18 protein-coding genes and 1 tRNA gene are annotated in these 21,859 nt (G+C 65.0%); 15 read left to right on the top strand and 4 right to left on the bottom strand.

The window, feature by feature from the left end:
- Positions 1-69 precede the first annotated feature (69 nt).
- Positions 70-1,884, bottom strand: a complete 1,815-nt coding sequence (locus ACQREB_RS07240; protein ID WP_427767107.1) for a SulP family inorganic anion transporter — start codon at positions 1,882-1,884, stop codon at positions 70-72.
- Positions 1,885-2,093: 209 nt separating this feature from the next.
- On the opposite strand from ACQREB_RS07240, the gene ACQREB_RS07235 reads away from it, so the two are divergent.
- The 10 genes from ACQREB_RS07235 (at position 2,094) to ACQREB_RS07190 (ending at position 12,738) form a co-directional block, all read left to right on the top strand.
- Positions 2,094-2,170 (top strand) — tRNA-Val (locus ACQREB_RS07235).
- A gap of 15 nt (positions 2,171-2,185) precedes the next feature.
- The gene (gene ilvN, locus ACQREB_RS07230; RefSeq protein WP_427767104.1) at positions 2,186-2,677 is read left to right on the top strand and encodes an acetolactate synthase small subunit; all 492 of its coding nucleotides are present in this window, start codon (positions 2,186-2,188) and stop codon (positions 2,675-2,677) included.
- A gap of 22 nt (positions 2,678-2,699) precedes the next feature.
- On the top strand, positions 2,700-3,797 hold the full coding sequence (ilvC, locus tag ACQREB_RS07225; RefSeq protein ID WP_427767101.1) for a ketol-acid reductoisomerase: 1,098 nt from the start codon (positions 2,700-2,702) through the stop codon (positions 3,795-3,797).
- A gap of 95 nt (positions 3,798-3,892) precedes the next feature.
- Positions 3,893-4,972: a DUF481 domain-containing protein gene (locus tag ACQREB_RS07220; protein ID WP_427767099.1), complete on the top strand. Its 1,080-nt coding sequence runs from the start codon at positions 3,893-3,895 to the stop codon at positions 4,970-4,972.
- A gap of 171 nt (positions 4,973-5,143) precedes the next feature.
- Complete coding sequence (locus ACQREB_RS07215) at positions 5,144-6,640, top strand: pyruvate carboxylase subunit B (RefSeq protein ID WP_427767096.1); 1,497 nt, start codon at positions 5,144-5,146, stop codon at positions 6,638-6,640.
- 143 nt (positions 6,641-6,783) lie between these two features.
- The gene (gene yidC / locus ACQREB_RS07210; protein WP_427767094.1) at positions 6,784-8,634 is read left to right on the top strand and encodes a membrane protein insertase YidC; all 1,851 of its coding nucleotides are present in this window, start codon (positions 6,784-6,786) and stop codon (positions 8,632-8,634) included.
- 124 nt (positions 8,635-8,758) lie between these two features.
- The gene (locus ACQREB_RS07205) at positions 8,759-9,481 is read left to right on the top strand and encodes a Bax inhibitor-1/YccA family protein (RefSeq protein ID WP_427767091.1); all 723 of its coding nucleotides are present in this window, start codon (positions 8,759-8,761) and stop codon (positions 9,479-9,481) included.
- 83 nt (positions 9,482-9,564) lie between these two features.
- Positions 9,565-9,840 carry a hypothetical protein gene (locus ACQREB_RS07200; RefSeq protein ID WP_427767089.1) on the top strand — a complete coding sequence of 92 codons (276 nt, stop codon included), beginning with the start codon at positions 9,565-9,567 and terminating at the stop codon, positions 9,838-9,840.
- 84 nt (positions 9,841-9,924) lie between these two features.
- Positions 9,925-11,598 (top strand): fatty acid CoA ligase family protein, encoded by a 1,674-nt coding sequence (locus ACQREB_RS07195; RefSeq protein WP_427767087.1) that lies wholly within the window; start codon positions 9,925-9,927, stop codon positions 11,596-11,598.
- Positions 11,599-11,655: 57 nt separating this feature from the next.
- A complete protein-coding gene (locus ACQREB_RS07190; protein ID WP_427767084.1) occupies positions 11,656-12,738 on the top strand; it encodes a 3-deoxy-7-phosphoheptulonate synthase in 1,083 nt (360 codons plus the stop codon).
- 103 nt (positions 12,739-12,841) lie between these two features.
- Here ACQREB_RS07190 and ACQREB_RS07185 read toward each other — a convergent pair whose 3' ends face one another.
- Positions 12,842-13,414 (bottom strand): hypothetical protein, encoded by a 573-nt coding sequence (locus ACQREB_RS07185; protein ID WP_427767082.1) that lies wholly within the window; start codon positions 13,412-13,414, stop codon positions 12,842-12,844.
- Positions 13,415-13,621: 207 nt separating this feature from the next.
- Between ACQREB_RS07185 and ACQREB_RS07180 the strand changes: the two genes are divergently transcribed.
- The 5 genes from ACQREB_RS07180 to ACQREB_RS07160 all read left to right on the top strand — a co-directional run bounded on the left by ACQREB_RS07180 (position 13,622) and on the right by ACQREB_RS07160 (position 19,550).
- Positions 13,622-14,554 carry a prepilin peptidase gene (locus tag ACQREB_RS07180; RefSeq protein WP_427767080.1) on the top strand — a complete coding sequence of 311 codons (933 nt, stop codon included), beginning with the start codon at positions 13,622-13,624 and terminating at the stop codon, positions 14,552-14,554.
- 74 nt (positions 14,555-14,628) lie between these two features.
- Positions 14,629-15,186: a MotA/TolQ/ExbB proton channel family protein gene (locus ACQREB_RS07175; protein WP_427767078.1), complete on the top strand. Its 558-nt coding sequence runs from the start codon at positions 14,629-14,631 to the stop codon at positions 15,184-15,186.
- A gap of 13 nt (positions 15,187-15,199) precedes the next feature.
- Positions 15,200-15,610 (top strand): ExbD/TolR family protein, encoded by a 411-nt coding sequence (locus ACQREB_RS07170; protein ID WP_427767075.1) that lies wholly within the window; start codon positions 15,200-15,202, stop codon positions 15,608-15,610.
- On the top strand, positions 15,603-16,022 hold the full coding sequence (locus tag ACQREB_RS07165; protein WP_427767072.1) for a hypothetical protein: 420 nt from the start codon (positions 15,603-15,605) through the stop codon (positions 16,020-16,022). The genes ACQREB_RS07170 and ACQREB_RS07165 overlap by 8 nt, the downstream gene beginning before the upstream one ends.
- A 12-nt stretch (positions 16,023-16,034) precedes the next feature.
- Positions 16,035-19,550, top strand: a complete 3,516-nt coding sequence (locus ACQREB_RS07160) for a hypothetical protein (RefSeq protein ID WP_427767069.1) — start codon at positions 16,035-16,037, stop codon at positions 19,548-19,550.
- Positions 19,551-19,593: 43 nt separating this feature from the next.
- Here the strand turns inward: ACQREB_RS07160 and hemB are convergent, their stop codons facing one another.
- Both hemB and ACQREB_RS07150 read right to left on the bottom strand, forming a co-directional pair.
- Positions 19,594-20,601: a porphobilinogen synthase gene (gene hemB / locus ACQREB_RS07155; RefSeq protein WP_427767068.1), complete on the bottom strand. Its 1,008-nt coding sequence runs from the start codon at positions 20,599-20,601 to the stop codon at positions 19,594-19,596.
- 265 nt (positions 20,602-20,866) lie between these two features.
- The gene (locus tag ACQREB_RS07150) at positions 20,867-21,721 is read right to left on the bottom strand and encodes a PEP-CTERM sorting domain-containing protein (RefSeq protein WP_427767065.1); all 855 of its coding nucleotides are present in this window, start codon (positions 21,719-21,721) and stop codon (positions 20,867-20,869) included.
- Between the last annotated feature and the right edge of the window lie 138 nt (positions 21,722-21,859).

Below are 21,859 nucleotides of genomic sequence, written 5' to 3'. Positions count from 1 at the left end.
GAAAGTGGAAAGTGGAAGGTGTAATGTGTAAGGTGTAAGGCGGGAAAAGGGCGGGCGGCGGCGCGCCCCTCATTCCGCGGCGGGCTCCGGCTTCGCCTTGGCGTAGATGCTCACGCGCGCCTCCTTGCCGCCGAGCAGCTTGTAGGCGTGGCGGATCGCGCGCGAGGCAGAAAGCGTCAGATTGCTCGGCATGTCGCGGAAAATGTTTTCGCGTCCGATCACGGAGACGAGCTTCGCGGCGCGGAACACGCGATAGACTTCCGCGCGCACTTCGCAGATGATGATGCCGCGCCCCGCGGCGTGCGCCGAGCGGACGAGCTCCTCCAGCAGCATGGCGCTCGTCGCGTCGAGATGGTGCGCGTTGCGGAACTTGAGAATCAGCACGCGCAGGTTCGGATTCGCGAGCATGCGGCGCAGCTGGTCGCGGAAGATTTCCGCCGAGCCGAAATAAAGATTGCCGTCGATGTGAACGATGGAGACTTCGGGCGTTCCCGAGACGTCGCCGCGCGTCTTTTCCGCGAGTTCGCCGCGGTCGTTGTAGCCGTATTCGACGATTTCCGGCGTGGACGTCTTGCGCAGGAAAAGAATGATCGAAAGCCCCACGCCGAAGTAGATCGCGACGTCGAGCGGCGCCACCAGGCCGCAGACGAGCGTGAGCAGAAACACCGCGCGGTCGCCGAGCGTAGCCGACGTCACGAGCCGGATCGCCTTCAGATTGATGAGCCGCGTTCCCGCGAACATGACGAGCGCCGCGAGCGCCGGCTTCGGAATGAAGTGCATGAGGTCGCCCGTGCCGAAAAGCGCGCCGAAGAGAATCACGCCGGAAAAGATGCCCGAAAAGGCCGTCCGCGCGCCGCTCGCGAACGTCAGCGCCGAACGCGTCAGCGAGCCGCTCGCCTGCATGCCGCCGAAGAGCCCGCAGGCGAGATTCGCCGCGCCGAGTCCGAAAAGTTCCTGGTTGCAGTCGAAGCGTTCGCCCGCGCGCGCCGCGACGGATTTGCCGATCGAGCTCGCCTCGATCATGCCGAGAATCGCGATCGCCATCGCCGCGGAAAACGCGGAATTGAGCGCGCTCAGGCTCATGTCCGGAAACGCGAAGCGGAACTCCTCGAGCCCGAAGTCCGCGAGCGTCGCCACCGTCTGCGACGCGCCGCCGTGGAAATAATCGTTCCACCAGTTCACGGCGAACATCAGCCCGCAGGAGGCGACGAGCGCGATCGACATGTCCGGCAGCTTCGGCAGAAATCTGCGCACGAGCAGATAGACGACGAGCGTTCCCGCCGCCAGCGCGAGCGAAGCCGGATGCGCCTCGCGCCATTGCCGGAGCGTGCACATCGCGACCGAAGAAAACGTGCCTTCCGAGCCCCGCAGCGTGATGCCGAGCAGATTCGGCAGCTGATTCGCCATGATCAGCACCGCCGCCGCCGTGATGTAGCCCGTCACCACCGTGCGCGAAATGTACTGCACGAGATTCGCCACGCGGAAGACCGACGCCAGCACCATGAAGACCCCGACGAGAAAAACGATCGTCGGCAGCAGCGCCATGCGCGCGTCCGCCGTTTCCGCGCCCGCCGCCGCGAGCGCGCTCAGCAGCATCACCGCCGTCGCGTTCGACGGTCCGAAAGCCAAAAAACGCGTTCCCGAAAAAATCGGTCCGACGACCGCCGAAACCGCGCACCCGATGATGCCGATCTGCACCGGCAGCCCCGCCATCAGCGCGAACGCCATGCCCATCGGGAACGTCAGCAGCGCGACGTTGACGGACGCCTTCATGTCCGCGCCCGCGTCCGCCCGCGTGTACCGCGCCGCCACCGCGCGGATGGGGAACAGGTTCAGGTGTTCCAAAAGCGCGTTCCGGGGTGCGGCGGGTCGAGAGTTTTTCATGAAATTCAATTAGCACTTCCCCCGCGCGAACGCGAGCGCAAAAGCGGGGACGAAACGCGGGAACGCGCGGACGCGCGAAGGAAGCCCGAAGGCCCGGAGCCCGAAAAAAGCGTTCCCGCGGGAAACTCCGCCGGCGCGTATTTCGGAAGATTTCCATTCTTGCAAAGTGTCGTCAAAGGCGGCATTTTAGCGGTTTAAGTCCATTTCCCGGGCGTTTAGCTCAGCTGGTCAGAGCATCTCGTTTACACCGAGAGGGTCGGGGGTTCGAGTCCCTCAGCGCCTACCATTCATTTTCTGCGATATGAACAAGCATACAGTTTCCGCCTTGGTCGAAAACAAATTCGGCGTTCTCGCCCGCGTTTCCGGGATGCTCAGCGGCCGCGGCTTCAACATCGAAACGCTGAACGTCGCGCCGACGCACGACCCGAAGATTTCGCGCATCACCGCGACGATTCTCGCGGACGAGACTTCGCTCAACCGCTGCATCCGCCAGCTCGACAAGCTCGTCAACGTCATCACGGTTCAGAATTTCGACGGCGTGGACTTCGTCGCGCGCGAGCTCGTGATGGTGAAGGTGAAGGCGGACCAGACGACGCGCTCGCAGATTCTCGAGATCGCGGGCATCTTCCGCGCGCAGATCATCGACGTCTCGCTCGAAAGCCTGATCATCGAGTTCACGGGCAACGCGAACAAGATCAACGCGCTGCTGAAGCTGCTGAACAACTACGAAATCATCGAAATGGCGCGCACGGGAACGCTGACGCTCGAACGCGGCATCAATTCCTGCAAATAATTTTTCATCACATACAAAAATCATGGCTACGAAAAAAGCTACTGCAAAGACAACTGCGAAGGCTCCCGCGGCTCCGGCGAAAAAAGCCTGCTGCCGCAAGGCCTGCGCGAAAAAGGCGGCGCCGAAGGCCGTCAAGATCTACCACGACAAGGACGTCGACGATTCGGTCCTGAAGGGCAAGACGATCGCCGTCATCGGCTTCGGCGCCCAGGGCCGCGCCCAGGCGCTCTGCCTGCGCGACAGCGGCGTGAACGTCATCATCGGCGTGCGCGCGGGCAAGTCGTTCAAGGCCGCGAAGGCCGCGGGCTTCGAGACGCTCTCCGTGGACAAGGCCGCGAAGAAGGCGGACATCATCCACATTCTGCTTCCGGACGAAAGCCACAAGAAGGTTTACGCGGAACAGATCGCGAAGTACGTCACGCCGGGCAAGACGCTGTGCTGCTCGCACGGGTTCGCCTACGTGTTCAAGAACATCGTTCCGCCGGAAGGCGTGGACGTGATCATGGTCGCGCCCAAGGGCCCGGGAACGGAAGTGCGCCGCGTCTTCGAGGAAGGCTTCGGCTGCCCCGGTCTCGTCGCGGTGTTCCAGGACGCCAGCGGCAACGCGATGCAGACGGCGCTCGCGATCGCGAAGGGCGAAGGCCTCACGCGCGGCGGCGTGCTCGAATGCACGATGCAGCAGGAAACCTACGAAGACCTCTTCGGCGAACAGAACGTTCTCTGCGGCGGCATCGTGGACCTGATGAAGTACGGCTTCGAAACGCTGATCGAAGCGGGCTACCCGCCGGAAATGGCGTACTTCGAGTGCATCCACGAAGCCAAGCTCATCGTGGACATCATCTACAACAAGGGCATCGCGGCGATGAACGCCGTCATCTCCAACACGGCTGAATTCGGCGAATACTACAACGGGCCGAAGATCATCACGCCGGACGTCAAGAAGCGCATGAAGGAATCGCTGAAGCGCATCGAAAGCGGCGAATTCGCCAAGACCTGGATGAAGGAAGCCGAAAAGGGCGCCCCGACGCTCGCCAAGAAGCGCGAACAGCTCGCGAAGCACCCGGCGGAAGTCGTCGGCGCGAAGATCCGCCAGCTCTTCGAACGCAAGGCCTCCAAATAATTGCCGATTCGCGCGTTCCCGCGGAAATCCCGCGGGAACGCGTCGTCTCCGCGACTTTCCCTCCTCCGAACACCCGAAATCCACCTCAGCCGATCATGAAAAAAACTCTTCTCCCCTTCACGCTCGCCGCGGGAACGCTGATTCTCGCCGCGAACCTTTCCGCGGACGAGATCCGCTGCAAGAACGGCGCGCTCGTCGTCGGCGAAATCTCCGCAATCGACGGCGGCGTCGTCACCGTCAAAACGTCCAACACGGAATCGGACGAAACCAAGATCAAGCAGAGCGAAGTGCTCTCGATCTCCCGCGACGCCGCGCTGAACGTCCGCACGTCCTCCGGCGCGACGCTGCAGGGCCCCGTGGCCGCCTCGCAGACGCCCGGCGAAATCGTCGTCGGCGGCACCTCGGTCGCGATCTCCGACGTCACTTCGTCCTGGCTTCTCGACGGGAAAAGCCCCGAAGAGCGCGAAGCCGAAAAATTCAATTACGCGGTCGAATACGAAGTCGGCGCGACCCTCACGGGAACGACCGGCAACACCGAAAGCGTCACCGGCGGCGCCTACGCGCAGACCGTCATCAAGAACGCCGTCAACGCCCTCAAGCTGTACTTGAAATATAATTACGGGAAGACGCGCGACGACGACGCCGACGTCTGGACGAAGTCCGCGGACAACCTGCACGCCGGCTTCGACTGGACGTCCGAGTTCCACAAGCCCTGGTTCTGGTACGCGCGCACGGACGCCGGCTTCGACCGCGTGCAGAACATCGAGTTCTTCGACGTGAGCGCGGCGGGCTTCGGGCTCAAGATTCTCAACGAAGACGATTGGCACTTCTCGGTCCGAGGCGGTCTCTCCTACCGCTACGAACGCTACAAGCACTACGTGGGCGACACCTGGGATCCGAAGGACGACACGAACACGATCGGTCTCGACTTCGGGCTCTCGCACGACTACGCGTGGAGCTGGGGCAAGATCGTGACGGAGATTTCCTACGTCCCCGGTCTCGACGACATCAACCACTACTACGTCGTACACGAAACCTACCTGCAGATGCAGGTCAAGGACGTCGAGCAGCTGTATTTCCGCATCGGCATGAAGAACGAATACCGTTCTCCCAAGACGGCGGAAGAAAACCTGGACACGACCTACTACGCCCAGCTCGTCTTCGCCTGGAAATAAGGTCCGTTCCCTCTCACGAAAAAAAAGCGTTCCCGCGGGCATTTTCGCGGGAACGCTTTTTTTTTTCGTCCGGCGGACGACGGACGCCGAACCGCCTTCCCGCCGCGCGCTTAAAGCTCGACAAGATTTTCGCAAACGCGGAAAATGTGCGAAATTCAGAAATTTTTTGCTATGAAACCGGTAGTATTCAACAGTACACTCCTCCGCGACGCGCACCAGTCGCTCGCGGCAACCCGAATGAGCACGGCGCAGATGCTCCCGATTTTGGACAAGCTCGACGCCGTCGGCTACGGACGCCTCGAAACCTGGGGCGGCGCCTCCATCGACGCCGGCCTGCGCTTCCTCAAAGAATTTCCCTTCAAGCGCCTCGACGCCATCCGCGCCAAGACGAAGACCCCGCACATGATGCTCATGCGCGGGCAGAACATCGTCGCCTACAATCAGTCGCCGGACGACGTCGTCTCCGCCTTCGCGACGCAGGCGGTCAAGCACGGCATGAACACGATCCGCATCTTCGACGCGCTCAACGACCCGCGCAACATGAAGACCGCGATCGAGGCCACGAAGAAGGCCGGCGGCGAAGCCCAGGGCACCATCTGCTACACGAACAGCCCCGTCCACACCGTCGAAGGCTTCATCAAGCTCGGCTGCACGCTCGCGGAAATGGGCGTCGCCAGCATCTGCCTCAAGGACATGGCGGGCCTCGTCTCGCCGCGCGCTGCCTACGACATCATCAAGGGCCTCAAGGACAACGTCAAGGTGCCGATCTACTTCCACACGCACGAGACGACCGGCCTCGGCGCCTCCTCCTACCTCGCCGCGATCGACGCGGGCGTGGACGCGGTGGACGTCGCGATCCGTCCGTTCTCCGACGGCACCGCGCACCCGGACCACACGCGCATGATGGCGCTCCTCAAGGGCCATCCGCGCCGCCCGAACTACGACGCCAAGCTCATCGAGGAAATTTCCGCCTACGAAAAAGGCATCTACGAGGAACTTTCCAAATTCACGAGCCACAAGAACGAGGTCGTCAACATCGACGCGCTCCGCTACGAAGTCCCGGGCGGCATGCTCTCGAACTTCCGCAACCAGCTCAAGGAGCTCAAAATGGAAGACAAGTTCGAGGAAGTCTGCGCGGAAATTCCCTACATCCGCGAAAAGCTCGGCTGGATCCCGCTCGTCACGCCGACCTCGCAGATCGTCGGCACGCAGGCGGCGATGAACGTCAAGTTCGGTCGCTGGAAACAGTTCATCCCGGGCGCGATGGACATCGCCCTCGGCTACTTCGGGCAGACGCCCGCGCCGGTCGATCCCGAGATCCGCAAGCTCGCCGCCGAACGCGCGAAGAAGGACCCGATCACCTGCCGCCCGGCGGACCTGCTCAAGCCGCGCATGGACGACCTCCGCAAGGAGCTCAAGGAAAACAATCTCCCGACGGACGACGAGCACTGCGTCATCTACGCGATGTTCCCGCAGCAGGTGAAGGAACTCTACTTCCCGCCGAAGGAAGAACCGAAGCCCGCTCCCGCGCCCGCCGCGGCGCCGGCTCCCGCCTCCGCGGGAACGCCCGCGATCTCCGCGCGCGCGTCCGTCTCCGGCAACGTCACGAACCTGTCGATGACGGTCAACGGCGTCGCCCACAACGTGACGGTCGAAGAGCTCGCGTAAGCGCCCCGCTCTTCCGGACAAAAAAAGCGTTCCCGCAGTCGGCGGGAACGCTTTTTTTGCGCCCTGCCCCGCCCTTTTTCGCTTTCCGCGGGAACGCGATTTTGTTTTGATTATCTCTTTACGAATTTTTGAAGAACTTTCAGATGGACAAGAAAAACACGATCATCGGCGTATTGCTGATCGCCGCCGCCGTCGGGCTCATGTTCTGGCAGGCGAAGAACCGACCGGAACCGCTTCCGGCGCAGGCTCCCGTTCCCGCGCAGATCGCGGCTCCCGCGCCCGTCGCCGCCCTTCCCGAGTCCGCGCAGCCCGCGACGGCCGTTCCCGCCGCTCCGGAGCAACTCTTCTCGCTCGAAAACGCGACGCTCAAGCTCTCCGTCAGCTCCCGCGACGGCGGCCTGAAGACGGTCGCGCTGAAAAAGCAGCCGACGTCGCTCGACGACGCCTCCCCGGTGCTCTTCAACGAAGGCTCGAGCGTTCCCGCGCTGCGTCTGGCGTCGCCTTCGGGCGTGCGCGGCGTCGCGCCGGTGCCGTTCGGCGTCGAATTTTCCGTGGAATCCGAACGCGAGGACGCGGCGGCGAAAACGCGCACGCTCACGCTGCTCGGACGCAAGGACGGGCTCGAAATCCGCCGCATCTACACGCTTTCGCTCGACGAGGAAGGCGAAGGCGCGGCGGACCCCTATCTCGTCTCGCACGAAATCAAGATTCGGCGCGTCGCGGGCGCTCCCGCGGCGTTCCCGCTGCTCGTCTCGACGGGCATGCTGCCGCCGACGGAAGGCGACCGCGCCAACATCTTCCTGAACGCCTCGTGGTACGACGGCGACGACTACGAAAAATGCTCGCCGGACGTCTTCAAGGACTCCGACGGCTTTCTCGGTCTGGGCGCGCGCCGCGCCGCGGCGGATTTCGAAGCGCCGCTCGACCGCGCCGACCCGCTCCGTTTCGTCGCCGTGACGAATCAGTATTTCGCGAGCGTCGTCGGTTTTTCGGAAACGACGCGCCCGATCGTCTCGCGCGTGTTCGTGTTCCCGCAGCCGCTTTCCGAATCCGAACGTCTGAACAATCTCACGCTCACGACGCAGGGCTACGCGCAGCTCGACGTGCCCGCGCTCGCGGTCGGACAGACGGCGAACATTTCGATTCCCTACTTCATCGGACCGAAGGAATACACGCGCCTCGCCGAGCTCGAAAACACGATTCCCGGCATCGGCAACGTCGTGCAGTTCACCAATCTCTTCGGCGTGATCTCCGTGGACTGGCTCTGCAAGATTCTCGTCGTCGTGATGAACGCGATTCACGACCTGCTGCCGGCGAGCGAATGGTCGTGGGGCTGGGCGATTCTCGTGATGACGCTGATCGTGAAGGGCGTCACCTGGCCGCTGACGGCGGCACAGCAGCGTTCCGCGAAGAAAATGCAGCAGTTCAGCGGACCGATGAAGGAGATCCGCGAGAAATACAAGGACAACCCGCAGAAGATGCAGCAGGAAATGATGAAGCTGTATCGCGAAAACAAGATCAATCCGCTCGCGGGCTGCTTCCCGGTGCTCATCTCGATTCCGATCTTCTTCGGCATGTACTGCGCGTTCCAGACCTGCGCGGAGCTCCGTCTGCAGGGCTTCCTCTGGATCTCCGACCTTTCGATGCCCGACCTGATTCCCGGGCTCGAGGACACGACGATCCCGCTCATCGGCGCGCACATCCACGTGCTGCCGATTCTCATGGGCGCGACGATGCTCTTCAACATGGCGATGACGCCGATGCCCAACGCGCAGCCCGGACAGAAAAACATGTTTTACGCGATGATGATCATCTTCCCCGTCATCTGCTACGCGATGCCGTCCGCGCTCACGCTGTACTGGACGATGCAGAACATCCTGACGATCTTCCAGACCTGGCTCGTGCGCCGTTCCCGCGACCGCGACAGCGGGAACGTGGAGATCATCCCGCCCGCCAAGAAGAAGGGGCGCGGCAAAGGCGTTCCCGCCCGCTGAGTCAGGCGCACGCCTCGGGGCGACTTTCCGGAAGCGGCGGCGACGCCGCTTCTTTTTTTTGTTTCGCGCGCCGCACGGAATTGCTTTGCGCCCGGGCACGGAAACTGCAACGCTTTTCGGAGCTATGAACAGTTACACGTCAAATCCCTTCACCGTCGCGGCGGCGTCTCCCGCCGACCGCGCGAGTTTTTATCGCCGCACCTACGGGCTCGTGGCGGCGTCCTGCGCCGCGTTCGGGCTGATTCTCTCCGGCCTGCTCGCTTCGCCGCTCGCGGACGTGCTGACGGCGCTGCTTTTCGGGAACGGCATGGTCGGCTGGCTTCTCGTGCTCGGGGCGCTCTGGGCGATCTCGATGTTCGCGAACCGGCTCGCCTTCGGCGGCGCGTCGCAGTCGACGCAGCTCGCGGGGCTCGGGCTCTACGTCGTCGCCGAAGCGGTGATCTTCACGCCGCTGCTGAACGTCTGCCTGGCGATCTTCGGTCCGGAAATCGCGCTTTCCGAAATCGTCGCTCCCGCGGCGCTCTCGACGCTGCTTCTCGCGGGCGGACTGACAGCGACGGTCTTCATGACGCGGACGGATTTTTCGTTCCTGCACGCGGTCGTCTCGGTCGGATTCTTCGTCGCGCTCGCGGCGATTCTCGTCTTCGCGCTCGCGGGCATCAACCCGGGCACGTGGTTCGTCGTCGCGATGGTCGGCTTCATGGCGGCGGTGATTCTTTATTACACGTGGGCGGTGAAGACGCAGTTCCGCACGGATCAGCACGTCGGCGCGGCGCTGGTGATCTTCGCCGGCATCGCGACGCTGTTCTGGTACCTGCTCCAGCTCTTCATGTCCCGACGGGAATGACGAGGCGCGCGGCGCAATTTTCTTTTGACAAAAGCGGGAAAACCCGTAAAGTGGTTTCAAAATTTAACCCCTCCAGTCCAACCATGATCAAGAAAATTTCTCTCATTGCATCGGCCGCCGCTCTCGCGCTCGCGTTCGCGGGCTGCCACGCCTACGACACCGATTACCACGGAAGCAACGTCTCCGCGGAAGCCTCCCACAACTTCCTCGGCGTCGTGAAGACCAATCCGGATTCCTACCGATATCTCGACGAAGCCTCGACGATCGTCATCAACACGGACGATCTCTGGTGCCGCCGCGACTTCAGCGGCTCGGACACCTCGCTCTTCTGGGGTCTCATCAACATCCGCGATTATTGATCAGAAATTTTTCCGTCGCCGAAAACCCTCGAGAGCATCGAGGGTTTTTGTTTGCCCGGAAAACGTTCCCGCCGAACCCGAAAAATGCCGAACTCCGAAAAAGCCTCCTTCAACGTCGCGCGCTTTCTCCGCGAATCCGCCGAGCGCGTGCCCGACGTCTGCGCCGTGCGCCGCCCGGACGGCGGGGCCGAGCTCACGTTCGCGCGGCTCGACCGCGTCACGGCGGCGACGGCGGCGCTCTTCGCCGAGCGCGGCATCCGCGCGGGAACGCGCACGCTGCTCATGGCGCGCCCGGGGCTCAACCTCATTCTGTGCGCGTTCGCGCTGTTCCGTCTCGGCGCCGTTCCCGTCGCGATCGATCCCGGCATGGGGCTGAAGAGCTTTCTGCGTTGCGTGCGCAGAACGGAGCCGCAGGCGCTCGTCGGCATTCCGCTCGCGCAGTGGGTGCGCCGCGTCTTCTTCCGCAAATTCGCTTCGGTGAAGACCGCCGTCACCGTCGGCACGCGCGCGTTTTCCCGCGAAGTCGAAAGGCGTTCCCGCGACGCCGCGCTCCCGACCGAAATCGCGCGCGCGGACGCCGGGCAGCTCGCCGCGATTCTCTTCACCAGCGGCTCCACGGGCGCGCCGAAGGGCGTGTGCTACACGCACGGCATGTTCGACGCGCAGCGCGAGATCGTGCGCGACTTCTACGGCATCGCGCCGGGCGAAATCGACCTGCCCCTGCTGGCGATCTTCGCGCTCTTCAATCCCGCGCTGGGCATGACGACCGTCACGCCGCCGATGAACGCCGCCAAGCCCGCCGCGCTCGACCCGGAAAAAATCGTCCGCGCTGTGCGCGAAAACGGCGTCACCAACTCTTTCGGCTCGCCGATTCTCTGGCGAAAGATCGCCGAATACTGCGACGCGCGCGGCGAGACGCTGCCGAGCTTGCGCCGCGTGCTCTGCGCGGGAACGGCCGTGCCGCCCGCCGTCATGGCGCTGCTGAAGAAAGTGCTCCCGAACGCCGAAATCCATTCGCCCTACGGCGCGACGGAAAACCTGCCCGTCTCCGACGTCACGGCGGACGACGTGCTCGCCCGCACGGGCGAACTCACCGAGCACGGCCGCGGCACCTGCACGGGAACGCCGCTCCCGTGCAACCGCGTGCGCATCGTCCCGATACGCGACGGCGCGATCGCGAGCTTCGACGAAATTTCCCCGCTCCCGAAAAACGTTCCCGGCGAAATCTGCGTCTGCGGACCGACGACCACGCGCGAATACTTCAACGACCCCGAGGCGACCCGCGCCGCGAAAATCCTCGACCGCGCCGACGGCTCCGTCTGGCACCGCATGGGCGACGTCGGCTACCTCGACGACGCCGGGCGGCTCTGGTTTCTCGGCCGCAAGGCGGAACGCGTCGAAACCGCCGCGGGAACGCTCTTCACCGAAGCGGTGGAGCCCGTCTTCAACACGCATCCGGACGTCTTCCGCTGCGCGCTCGTCGGGCTGGGCGAACGCGGGAACGCCGTCCCGGCGATCGTCGTCGAGCCCCGCGCGGGAACGCCGAAGGAGCGCCTCGCCGCCCTGCCGGACGCGCTCCGCGGCCTCGCGGCGAAGCATGAGGCGACCCGCGCCGTCGCGCTGTTCTTCGTCCACCCGAAAAAATTCCCCGTGGACGTCCGCCACAACGCGAAGATTCACCGCCTCACACTGAAGAAATTCTACGAAAAGCGCCTCCCGCCGGAAACCTTCTCCGCGCCCGGAAAATCCGCCGCGTGAGCGCGTTCCCGCGTTGCCAGACGCCTCCCGAAATGATTTTTTGAAAGAACTGCAAAAATGAATACCATCAAAACCGACGACACCCGCATCCAGCGACGAAAGCCGCTGCTGACGCCCGCCCTGCTCATCGACGAAATCTGTCCGAGCGCCGCCGCCGTCAAAACCGTCGAATCCGCGCGCGCGCAGATCGGCGACATCCTCAACGGCAAGGACGACCGCCTGCTCTGCATCACCGGACCGTGCTCGATCCACGACATCGCCGCCGCCAAGGAATACGCGGGACGCCTCAAAAAGCTCGCCGAAAAACACGCGCGCGAGCTCTTCGTCGTCATGCGCACCTATTTCGAGAAGCCGCGCACCGTCGTCGGCTGGAAGGGGCTCATCAACGACCCGTTCATCGACGGCACGTTCCGCATCAACGAAGGGCTGCGCATCGCGCGCCGCCTGCTCTGCGACCTCGCGGAAGCCGGCGTTCCCGCAGCGACGGAATTCCTCGACCCGATCACGCCGCAGTTTCTCGCCGACCTCGTCTCCTACGGCGCCATCGGCGCGCGCACGACGGAATCGCAGATTCACCGCGAACTCGCGTCGGGGCTTTCCATGCCCATCGGCTTCAAGAACGGCACCGACGGCACGATTCAGGTCGCCATCGACGCCGTGCGCGCCGCGCATCATTCGCACTGGTTCCCGTCCGTCACGAAGGACGGCGTCGTCGCGATTTTCGAGACTCAGGGCAACAAGGACTCGCACATCATCCTGCGCGGCGGCTCGCGCACGGGCCCGAACTACGCGCCCGAATTCATCGCCGAATGCGTCGAAAAGCTCACGAAGGTGAAGCTGCCCGCGTGCGTCGTCGTGGACTGCTCGCACGGGAACAGCAGAAAGGACTACTCGCGCCAGCCGCTCGTCGCCGCGGAACTCGGCGAACAGATCGCCGCGGGAACGCGCGCGATCGCCGGCGTGATGATCGAGAGCAATCTCGTCGAAGGCCGCCAGGACTACGACTGCAACAGCAAGGGCTCCTGCGTTTACGGGCAGAGCATCACCGACGCCTGTATCGATTTCGAAGCGACGGAGAAAGTTTGCGAAAACCTCGCCGCCGCCGTCCGCGCCCGCCGCGAAAAACTCGCGCGCGGCTGAGAGACAGCGTTCCCGCGCGACGCGAAAAAAGCGTTCCCGAAATTTCTCGGGAACGCTTTTTTCGTGCGGGACGAGCTCGGTCGTCCGCTCCTCCGTCTGCCGTTTACTCGGCGACGGCTTCTTCGACCGGCGGCGGCGGGAGCGCTTCGCCTTCGGCGGGGCCTTTGCCCTTCGGGCCGCGCATGCCCTTGCCCGGACGTTCGCCGCGGGGCGCGTGGGGACCGCGCGCTTCCTTGCCCGGCTTGTCGCCGCAGGAATCGCACTTTTCGGAACGCGGCGCGGCGGGGCGACGGAAGCCCTGGCGTTCGCCGCGCGGAGCGCCGCGGAATTCAGGCTTCGGGAGCTTGGAGAGCGCTTCGGCGCGCTGTTCCGGCGTCATGGCGCGGACGGCGGCGATTTCGTCGGCGAGCTTGGCGAGCGCCTCGTCGTCGAGCGAAAGCAGCATGTGCTTCACGAGGAAGCGCGGACGCGCCTGCGGGCCCTTGGCGCACTTCGAATCCTTGTCGCAGGATTTTTTGTCGCATTTGTCGTGCTTCGCGCACTTGCCTTCCTTGGCGCAGCGCTGCGTCGGGCAGCATTTCGCCTTTTCGGGAGCGACGTTTTCGGCGGGAGCTTCGGCGAACGCGAAAAGGGACGCGGACGCGAGAGCGAGGACGGCGATGAGTTTGTTCTTCATGATGTCTTTTCTGTTTGGATTTGTAATTGGTTTTTGTTGACGAACGGCCCCGATGAAATTCGTTTCCGTTTGCGCTCTTAAACCGCTCCCGCCGAAAAAAGTTTCGCGTCCGCGAAAAAAAAATTCTTCGCCGCCGTTTTCGCGCGGGCGACGCGCGCGGCATTCGCGGCTTGCGCCGGCGTTCCCGCGGTCGTTTACTTGCGTGCAATGCTTGAGACTCTGCAACAGACGCACGCGCTTTTCCCGCACTTCTTCACGGGCGCGTTCTTCGTGCTGGGCGCGGTCGTCGGGAGTTTTCTGAACGTCTGCATCCTGCGCGTTCCGCGCGGCGAGAGCGTCGTCTTCCCCGGCTCGCACTGCGCGTGCGGCGCGCCGATTCCGCTGCGGCACAACGTTCCGATTCTCTCGTGGTTCATTCTGCGCGGCCGCGCGGCGTGCTGCGGGCGGCGCTTCGGTTTCCGCTACGCGGCGGTGGAGGCGCTCACGGGAACGCTTTTCGCGTGCGCGTGGCAGTTCTTCCCGTGGCAGGACGCCGTCGCGCTGATGCTCTTCTGCGCGTTCGCCGTCGTGCTCGCCTTCATCGACTGGGACACGATGTGCCTGCCCGATTCCGTGAACGCGCCGTTCGTCGTCGCGGGGCTGCTGTGCTCGTTCGCGCTGCCGGAAATCCACGGCGCCGCGCCCGCCGCGGACGCCGCGCGCTGGCTCGTCGGCTTCCGCGAAGGCTTCGTTCCCGCGGTCGTCGGGCTGACGGTCGGGAGCGCGCTCGCCTACTGGGTGCGCTACTTCGCGTCGGTGATCGCGCGGCGCGAGGCGATGGGCGAAGGCGACGTGATTCTGCTCGGCGGCGTCGGGGCGTTTTTCGGCTGGCGCGGCGCGGTGTTCGCGTTTTTCGCGTCGTCGTTTCTGGGAATCGCGGCGGTGCTGCTCGCGCGGATTTTCGGAAAGCGCGTTCCCGCAGCGACGCGCCCGGCGGAGGCGTCGCGGCTCGCGCTGGAAGGCGACGAGGACGCGGCGCGGGAATTCGCCGCCGGAACCGAATCGTCCGCGTTCCCGCTCGGCCCGTGGCTGCTGCTCGGCGCGCTGATCTACCGCGTCTGCGGCGAGGCGCTCCTCGCGCACCTCTTCCCGTTCTCGTGAAGGCGGAGACGCCCGCGCCTTCCGCGGCGTTTTGCTTGTTGAAAAGCGGGAGCGCGGAAATTTAAGATGGCGGCATGGAAACAATCATTCGTGGAGCGGGCTGGTTCCTGCTGCCGCTCGGTTTTTGCTCGCTGCTCGCCGCGTTCATCGTCGCGGAAAGACTGCTCGCGCTGCGGGCGGCGCGCGTGCTTCCCGCGGAGGCGCTGGAGCTGATTCTCGCGGGCGATTTCGCCGCGATCGCCAAGGCGTTCCCGCGGAGCGCGGCGGGCAAGATCGTCGCCTTCGCCCTGCGCGAAAATCCCGACCGCGAGGCGCTCGCGGCGTACGCGCGGCTCGAATGCTCCCGCATGGAGCGCGGGCTTTTCGTGCTCGACTCCGTCGTCGCGATCGCGCCGCTCATCGGGCTTTTCGGCACGGTTTACGGGCTGTTTACGCTGTTCCCGGAAACGGGCGGCCTGCCGGACCAGGCGTCGCTGACGCGCGGCGTCGGCCTCGCGCTCACGACGACGATGCTCGGGCTCTTCATCGCGATGCCCGCGCTGTTCGCCGACAACTGGATTTCGCGGAAGATCGACGTGCTCGCCTCGCGCCTCGCGCTGCTGGTCGAGCGCCTCGACGCGCGGGAACGCTGAAACCTGCTCCGCCATGGCAGAAGTCTTTTACGCGCGCCGCCGCCGCATCTCCGGCATCAACATCGTCCCGCTCATCGACGTGATGACGGTGCTGATCTTCTTTTTTCTGATGAGCATGAAGTTCGACGACGTCGCGCAGCTCGGCATCACGCCGCCGAGCGCGGATTCCGCCGCGAAGGGGCGGACGGAGACGCGCCTCGTCGCCGCCGTGACGGGCTCGGGAGAGTTCTTCATCAACTCGGAGCCCGTTCCCGCCGGGGAATTCGCGGACGCGCTCGCGGCGCGCGCGAAGCGCCTCGGCGTCGCTTCGCTCGTGCTCGTCGCCGACGAGGACGCCGCGACGAAATACACCGTCTTCGTCGTCGATCAGGCGCAGAAGCACGGCCTGCAGGTTCAATTGCTGACAAGGAATCCCGATGAATAAAAAAATCCTCACCTCTTTTTTCGCGCTGCTCGCCGCGGCGCTCTTCCCCGCGTGCGCCGAGCGCCGCGCCGACGTCTGGACGGACAGTCCCGCGCGGATTTCCGCCGCCGACCGCGAAACGCGCGCGCGCCGACGCGCCCACCTGCGCGAAGTGCTCAACCGCGTCGTGCTCGTGCGCATGAACGCGAAGGGCGACATCTGCATCGGCGAGGACGATTCCGAGCTGCTCTCGCCGTTCGAATTCTCCGCGCAGATCGCCGCGATCGGCAAGGCCTCGCCCGGAAAGCCCGTGCTGTTCTTCTACGACGAAGACGCCGCGACCGCGCGCCCCGACGTGCGCGCCTTCATCATCCGCGAGTGCGGCCGCGCCAAGCTCGGACGCATCTACACGGAAGTTCCCGACAAGCTCTGACCGCGTTCCCGCATGGCGAAAATCTCCCGCTTCCTCCTCGGCTCCGCCGCGCTCGCGCTCGTCGCGGCGGGCGGCGCGCTCTTCGCACTCTCCCGCGATTCCGTGCAGGAAAAAATCGCCGTCGCGCTGCTGCGTTCCCGCGGCGTCGAGGCGAGCTTCGGCTCGTGGCGGTCGAGCGGTTTTTCCGATTTCGAGCTGGGCGACGTCGCGCTGCGCTTTTCCGGCGGGCGCGAGCTGGCTCTGCCGCGCGCGCGCGTCCGCGCGAACGTTCCCGCCGCGCTCTTCGGCGCCGCGCCCGAAGCGGACCTCGAAGCGCCCGAGGGCGCGCGTCTGCGCGTCGGCGACGCGACGTTCGCGCTCGCGCTGCGCCGCGCCTCGCTTTCCGCCGCGGCGAAGGCGCGCAGCGAGCTCGTCGGCGCCTGCGCGCGCGCGGACGTCCCCGGCGCCGAGCCCGTCGAATTCGCGTTCGACGGCGAAAACCGCGACGCGCAGCGCGACTTCGCCCCGCTCGCGTGGCTGGCGGGAACGCGCCGCGCGCGCGCCGAAATCGCCGGCGTCGTCTTCGAATCCGACGAAGCGGGCGCGTGGAAAATCGCTTCCGCGCCCGGCGCGCCCTGCTCGGTCTCCGGCTCGGGAACGTTCGACGCGGAAAATTTTTCGGGAAAGATCGAGGCGGATTTCGCGTCCGAAAAACTGCGCCGCTTCGGCTTTCTGCGCGAGGCGCCGCGGATGCGCGGCCGCGCGGCGCTCGACGTTTCCGGCGTCGGGAACGCGCGCGCCGTCGGCTTTTCCTGCGACGTGCGTTTCGAAGAGCTCGCGGGAACGTTCGCCGGCGTCTCGTTTCTGCCCGACGCCTCGCTGAACGCGCGCGGCGCGCTCGCATTTTCCAGCGACGCGTTTTCCGTCCGCTCGTTCTTCGCGTCGCTCTCCGCCGTCGCCGAAGGCGTGCCGCCCGTCGTGCTGGCGGAGATCTCGCTGCCGGAGGCGTTTTCCGTCGCGTTCGCGGACGGGATCAGATTTTCCGCGGGCGGCGAAGGCGACGCGCTCGCGTACGTGAAATTCAACGACGTTCCGCTGCCGCTGCTCAACCCGTTCCTCGCGCGCGGCTCCCGCGGGAACGCCGCCGCGGTCCGCGTCGAATCCGGCGCGCTCGCGGGAACGCTGAAGCTGACCCGCGACGGGAACGGCGACTTCGCGCTCGCGGGCGACGAACCGCTGCGCGTGCGCGACCTCGCGCTTTCGAAGGCGGGGCGCACGCTGTGGCGCGGCTTTTCCGCAAGCGTGCCCGCGCGCCTCGACGCGCGCGCCGACGAGCTCGCGCTGAGCTGCGCGGAGGCGAGGCTTTTCGACGACGCGGGAACGCGCGTCGGCGGGCTTTCAGCGCGCGCCTCGCGCGATTTCCGCGGCGGCGCGACGCGGCTCGAAGGCTCCGTTTCCGTCGAGCCCGCGGCGTTCCGGCGCGGCGCGTTCGGCGAGCTCTTTTCCGACGTGAAGGACCGCGAGCTCGCGCTGCGCTCGGACTTCGACGCGGAAATCGCCGACGGCGGCGCGCGCGTGAAGCGTTTCGAATTCGCGCTTTCCGAGCTCGGCGAAAACGCGGCGACGCTGCTTTCGGCGACGACGGATCCCTTCGAATTCGCCCTCGGCGATCCTTTCGCCGGGCTCGCCGGCAAGGAGATCGCGCTGCGCGCCTCGGCGTTCCCGCTCGGCCTGCTGAACCTGCTTTCCGACGGGAAATTCCGCTTCTCGGGAACGCTCGACGGAGAAATCGAATTCGTCGGAGAAAAGGACAGCGTGGAATTTTCGACGCGCAAAAAGGGCATGACGATCCGCGACTTCGCGATGGCGGAAGAGGACGGCGCGCCGCTGCTGCGCGGGCTGTCGTTGAAATCCGACGACAATTTCGTCGGCGTCTCCCGCGACGCGTCCGGAAGCTTCGCGACCGCCGTCGATCTGAAGAACGCGCGGCTGAAGGGTTCCGCCGGCGCGGCGGTCGCTTCCGGCGATCTGTCTCTGCGCTTCGCGGGCAAAAAGCTCACTTCGCTCCGCGGCGACGTCTCGGGCTCGCTCGCCGAGCTGCCGCGCCAGCCGCTTTTCGCGGAAAACGTCGCCGTCTCCGCGGGAACGTTCGCCCTGCACGGCGCGCTGGACGCGTCCGCCGCGCGCGCGAAATTTTCGGCGGAACTGCGCGGCCTGCGCTCGCGCGAAGCCGGAGTCGAACCGCCGCGCGCGGTGACGCTCGAGCTCGCGCACGGCGAGGCGGAAGTCGGCGGCGACGCGGCGCGCCTCGTCGTCGAGACCGAAGGCGCGGGGCGTTCCCGCGTGCTCGCGCGCTTTTCCCGGCTGGATTTCGACCGCGAAAACGGCGTCACGCGTTTCGACGCGTCCGTGAACGCGCCGAAGCTCTACGCGGAAGACTTTCTCGCGCTCGCGCGGACGTTTTCTCCGCCGCGTTCGGAAACGGCGCGCGCGGCGGCGGTCTCCGTCGCGGCGGCGGGCGAAATCGCGAAGAACGCCGTCGTTCCCGGCGAAGCCGCGGCGCCCGTTCCCGCACCCGCGCACCCGAAGCGTTCCGCGCGCGGCGTTCCCGCGAAGGCGCCGACGGCGCCGTGGGCGGCGTTCGAAGGCAGAGCGAAATTCCGCGTCGGAGAGTTGGTCGTCCCCGAAAACGTGATCCGCGGGCTTGAGGGCGAGGCGCGCTCGGACGCGCGGCGGCTCGCGATTTCCGCGACGTCGCGGACGTTCTTCGACGGGACGTTTTCGCTGAAAGCCTCGCTCGAAGCGCGGGAACGCGCGCCGTTCTTCCTCGCGGAGACGCGGGCGGAAATCCGCGACGCGCGTCTCTGCGACGCCGTTCCCGCGCTGCGCGGGAAGAATCCGCCGCCGGCGGAAGGCGTCTTCGCCGTCGATTTCTCCTCGCGCGCGGAAGCGGATTCGCCCGACGCGCTTCCCGACGCCTTCGCCGCGCGCGCGCGCATTTCAGGTCGCGAAGGGCGCGTGCGCATCTTCGCCGCCGGCGACGAGCGCGCGCATCTCGTCGGCGGGCTCGCGAACGTGAGCGGCAGCATGGTCGGACTTCTCGGCGACCTCGCGGGCGGGCTTTCCTCGCGCGCGCGCAAGACCGCGAAGGCGCTCAGCCGCCTGCAGCGCGACCTGGCGGATTTCCCGTTCGAAGAGCTCGACATGGAGCTGAGTTCCCGCGCGGGCGAGCCGATCCGCTGCGAAAAATTTCTGCTGCGTAACGACGTGCTGCGCATTTCGGGAACGGGCGAAATCGACTACGACGGCTCGCGCGCGTTCGGCGATTCGCCGCTGCGCATCGGCTCGCGGATCGACGTGCGCGGCGACCTCGAGGAGCTGCTGCGCACGCTGCGCGTCCTGCGCGGCGAAGGCGACGCGTCCGCGCGCGACGGCGACGGCTACGCGCGCGGCCCGGAATTCGAGATGGCGGGAACGCTGAACCATTTTTCGCACAACCTGCTCGAAAGCCTCCTCGCCGCCGCCCCCGCGCTCCTGAAAAAGGAATAGCGCGCGGGAACACGGCGGGAGCGCGTTCCCGCGAAGCGCGTCCTCAGGCGCTGAAGTCGCGGGCGTAGGATTCGGCGAAGTAGGTCAGAATCAGGTCCGCGCCGGCGCGCCGGATCGCGAGCAGCGATTCGTCGCGGCACGCGCGCAGGTCGAGCCAGCCCAGCCGCGCCGCCGCCATGATCTGCGAATATTCGCCGGAAACCTGATACGCGGCGACGGGGAGCAGCGTGCTTTCGCGCACGTCGCGCACGACGTCCAGATACGGCCCCGCGGGCTTGACCATGACCATGTCGGCATTTTCCGCCTCGTCCGCGAGCGCCTCGCGCATCGCCTCGCGGCGGTTGGCGGGCGCGAGCTGATAGGTCTTTTTCGTGAGCCCGGAAACTTTGTCCGCCGCGTTCGTCTTGCTGCCGACGGCGTCGCGGAACGGCCCGTAGTAGGCGGACGCAAATTTCGCGGAATAGGCGAGAATGCCCGTGCGCGTGAGCCCGGCGGCATCGAGCGTCTCGCGGATCGCGGCGACGCGGCCGTCCATCATGTCGGAAGGCGCGACGAAGTCCGCTCCCGCGCGCGCGTTTTCGAGCGCCATGCGGCAAAGGATTTCGACGGAGGCGTCGTTGTCCACGTCCGTTCCCGCGGAGTCGAGCACGCCGTCGTGCCCGTGCGTCGTGTAGGGATCGAGCGCGACGTCGGCGAAGATCACGCATTCGGGAACGGCGGCCTTGATTGCGCGGATCGCGCGGCAGACGAGGCAGTCGGGATTCGTCGCCTCGCGCCCGTCGGGCGATTTCTTCTCTTCGGGCGTCTTCGGGAAAAGCGCGACGCCGAACACGCCGAGCGCGACGAGCTCGCGGCATTTCTCGACGAGCTCGGGAATCGGCAGGCGCTCGACGCCAGGCATCGATTCGACGGGCTCGCGCGCGTCGCCCTCGACGACGAAGAGCGGCTGGATCAGCTGCGCGGGAACGACGCGCGTTTCCGCGAGCATCGCGCGCACGGACACGTTCGCGCGCAAGCGGCGCATGCGGAGAGGAATGTTCAGATTTTTCATGACGCGGAGAATACGCCTTAAACGAAAAACTTTCAAGCGACGCGGGAACGCGAACGGCTCGATCTTCACCACGGAAGCTCACGGAAATCTTCACGGAAAAGCGCCGAAACGAAGCGCGGAATTCCCGGATTTCCCCGCCGTTCCCGCGACAAAAAAGCGTCCCCGCGCCTCACCGCGCGGGAACGCCAACACACACTATGAAAAAAGTCGAGAAGTCGAAAAAGTTTAAAAGGTCGAAGAGTAATTGCCTTTTAAGCCCTGAACTTTATTTCCGACGACGGCGACGCGTTCCCGCCAGCGCGAGCGCGCCCAAGCCCGCCAACAGCCCGAACGCCGACGGCTCGGGAATGGCTTCGATCGTCAAGACATTGCCGATAAAGCTGACGGAAGAAATCGCCGCGCCTTTGAAATAATCTGACACTGCACCGAGCAACGTATCGTTGTCCATTGAGGAAGTCAGCGTCGTGGAACCAAACGCCAGCGTTCCTGCCGCGATGGAAAGCGTTTCGCCCTCCTTCAGATTAATCTTAGAATTTTCAGCGAACGAAACGGCTCCCTGCCCCGTGATGGAAGAAAACGCGATGTCGGAGCTGTCGAATTTCAGCGAAGCGTATTGTTGAACGTCAAGCGTCGGCAACACGATTGACGATCCGGAAAGCACGAGCAGCGAAGAACTGACTTGAGCGTTATTTGTTCCCGTAAGCGTTCCCATAAGCGTAACGGTCGAGTCCAAGTCCGCCGTCACGATGTTTCCGGAAATGCCGTTTTCCGCAGTCGTGCTCCAAATATGAGTATCGCCTCCGATTGTGACCTGTCCGGCGACCGTAGCTTTATCCCCAAGACGCAACGCAGCTGTAATCTCACCATCATAATACGCATCGCCGACACAGCCTGTGCCGTTGAGAATAAAGTTGATATCAAAAGAGGTTGCGACGGTATTAGAGCCGTCCCACCCCGAAAGGAACACTTGCCCCGTCGAAACGTTGTAAGTATTTCCGGCGACAGAGGTCGCTTGGGTACGATTGATTTGCGTTCGAGTTGTTGTGACGTCGATATTTTCCGCGTTCGCGAGGAGCGTTCCCGCGGCGAGGAGAAAGGTAATTGCGATGATGTGTTTCATAAGTGGAAGGAACAGTAATACCCCCCCCCGTATGTCAAACATCAAGACGCGAATTTTTCTTTAGGACGAAAACTTTTCCCGTTTCGTCCATGCGGCGAACGCGTTCCCGAGAGCATATTTTATCGCGCGGCGGCGACG

This window comes from Candidatus Spyradosoma sp. SGI.093, assembly GCF_050314555.1.
Classification (GTDB): Bacteria; Verrucomicrobiota; Verrucomicrobiia; order Opitutales; family UBA953; genus Spyradosoma.
The sequence above is the reverse complement of the archived record's forward strand: the minus strand, read 5'-3'. Positions and strand labels throughout refer to the sequence as shown.

What these genes read in the sequence shown, in the direction of transcription:
- ACQREB_RS07215 (WP_427767096.1), top strand. Translation starts at nt 5,144, where the DNA reads ATGAAACCGGTAGTATTCAACAGTACACTCCTCCGCGACGCGCACCAG.
- ACQREB_RS07200 (WP_427767089.1), top strand. Translation starts at nt 9,565, where the DNA reads ATGATCAAGAAAATTTCTCTCATTGCATCGGCCGCCGCTCTCGCGCTC.
- ACQREB_RS07150 (WP_427767065.1), bottom strand. Translation starts at nt 21,721, where the DNA reads ATGAAACACATCATCGCAATTACCTTTCTCCTCGCCGCGGGAACGCTC.
- ACQREB_RS07185 (WP_427767082.1), bottom strand. Translation starts at nt 13,414, where the DNA reads ATGAAGAACAAACTCATCGCCGTCCTCGCTCTCGCGTCCGCGTCCCTT.
- ACQREB_RS07205 (WP_427767091.1), top strand. Translation starts at nt 8,759, where the DNA reads ATGAACAGTTACACGTCAAATCCCTTCACCGTCGCGGCGGCGTCTCCC.
- ACQREB_RS07165 (WP_427767072.1), top strand. Translation starts at nt 15,603, where the DNA reads ATGAATAAAAAAATCCTCACCTCTTTTTTCGCGCTGCTCGCCGCGGCG.
- ACQREB_RS07175 (WP_427767078.1), top strand. Translation starts at nt 14,629, where the DNA reads ATGGAAACAATCATTCGTGGAGCGGGCTGGTTCCTGCTGCCGCTCGGT.
- ACQREB_RS07190 (WP_427767084.1), top strand. Translation starts at nt 11,656, where the DNA reads ATGAATACCATCAAAACCGACGACACCCGCATCCAGCGACGAAAGCCG.
- ACQREB_RS07160 (WP_427767069.1), top strand. Translation starts at nt 16,035, where the DNA reads ATGGCGAAAATCTCCCGCTTCCTCCTCGGCTCCGCCGCGCTCGCGCTC.
- ACQREB_RS07170 (WP_427767075.1), top strand. Translation starts at nt 15,200, where the DNA reads ATGGCAGAAGTCTTTTACGCGCGCCGCCGCCGCATCTCCGGCATCAAC.
- hemB (WP_427767068.1), bottom strand. Translation starts at nt 20,601, where the DNA reads ATGAAAAATCTGAACATTCCTCTCCGCATGCGCCGCTTGCGCGCGAAC.
- yidC (WP_427767094.1), top strand. Translation starts at nt 6,784, where the DNA reads ATGGACAAGAAAAACACGATCATCGGCGTATTGCTGATCGCCGCCGCC.
- ACQREB_RS07180 (WP_427767080.1), top strand. Translation starts at nt 13,622, where the DNA reads ATGCTTGAGACTCTGCAACAGACGCACGCGCTTTTCCCGCACTTCTTC.
- ACQREB_RS07240 (WP_427767107.1), bottom strand. Translation starts at nt 1,884, where the DNA reads ATGAAAAACTCTCGACCCGCCGCACCCCGGAACGCGCTTTTGGAACAC.
- ilvC (WP_427767101.1), top strand. Translation starts at nt 2,700, where the DNA reads ATGGCTACGAAAAAAGCTACTGCAAAGACAACTGCGAAGGCTCCCGCG.
- ACQREB_RS07195 (WP_427767087.1), top strand. Translation starts at nt 9,925, where the DNA reads ATGCCGAACTCCGAAAAAGCCTCCTTCAACGTCGCGCGCTTTCTCCGC.
- ACQREB_RS07220 (WP_427767099.1), top strand. Translation starts at nt 3,893, where the DNA reads ATGAAAAAAACTCTTCTCCCCTTCACGCTCGCCGCGGGAACGCTGATT.
- ilvN (WP_427767104.1), top strand. Translation starts at nt 2,186, where the DNA reads ATGAACAAGCATACAGTTTCCGCCTTGGTCGAAAACAAATTCGGCGTT.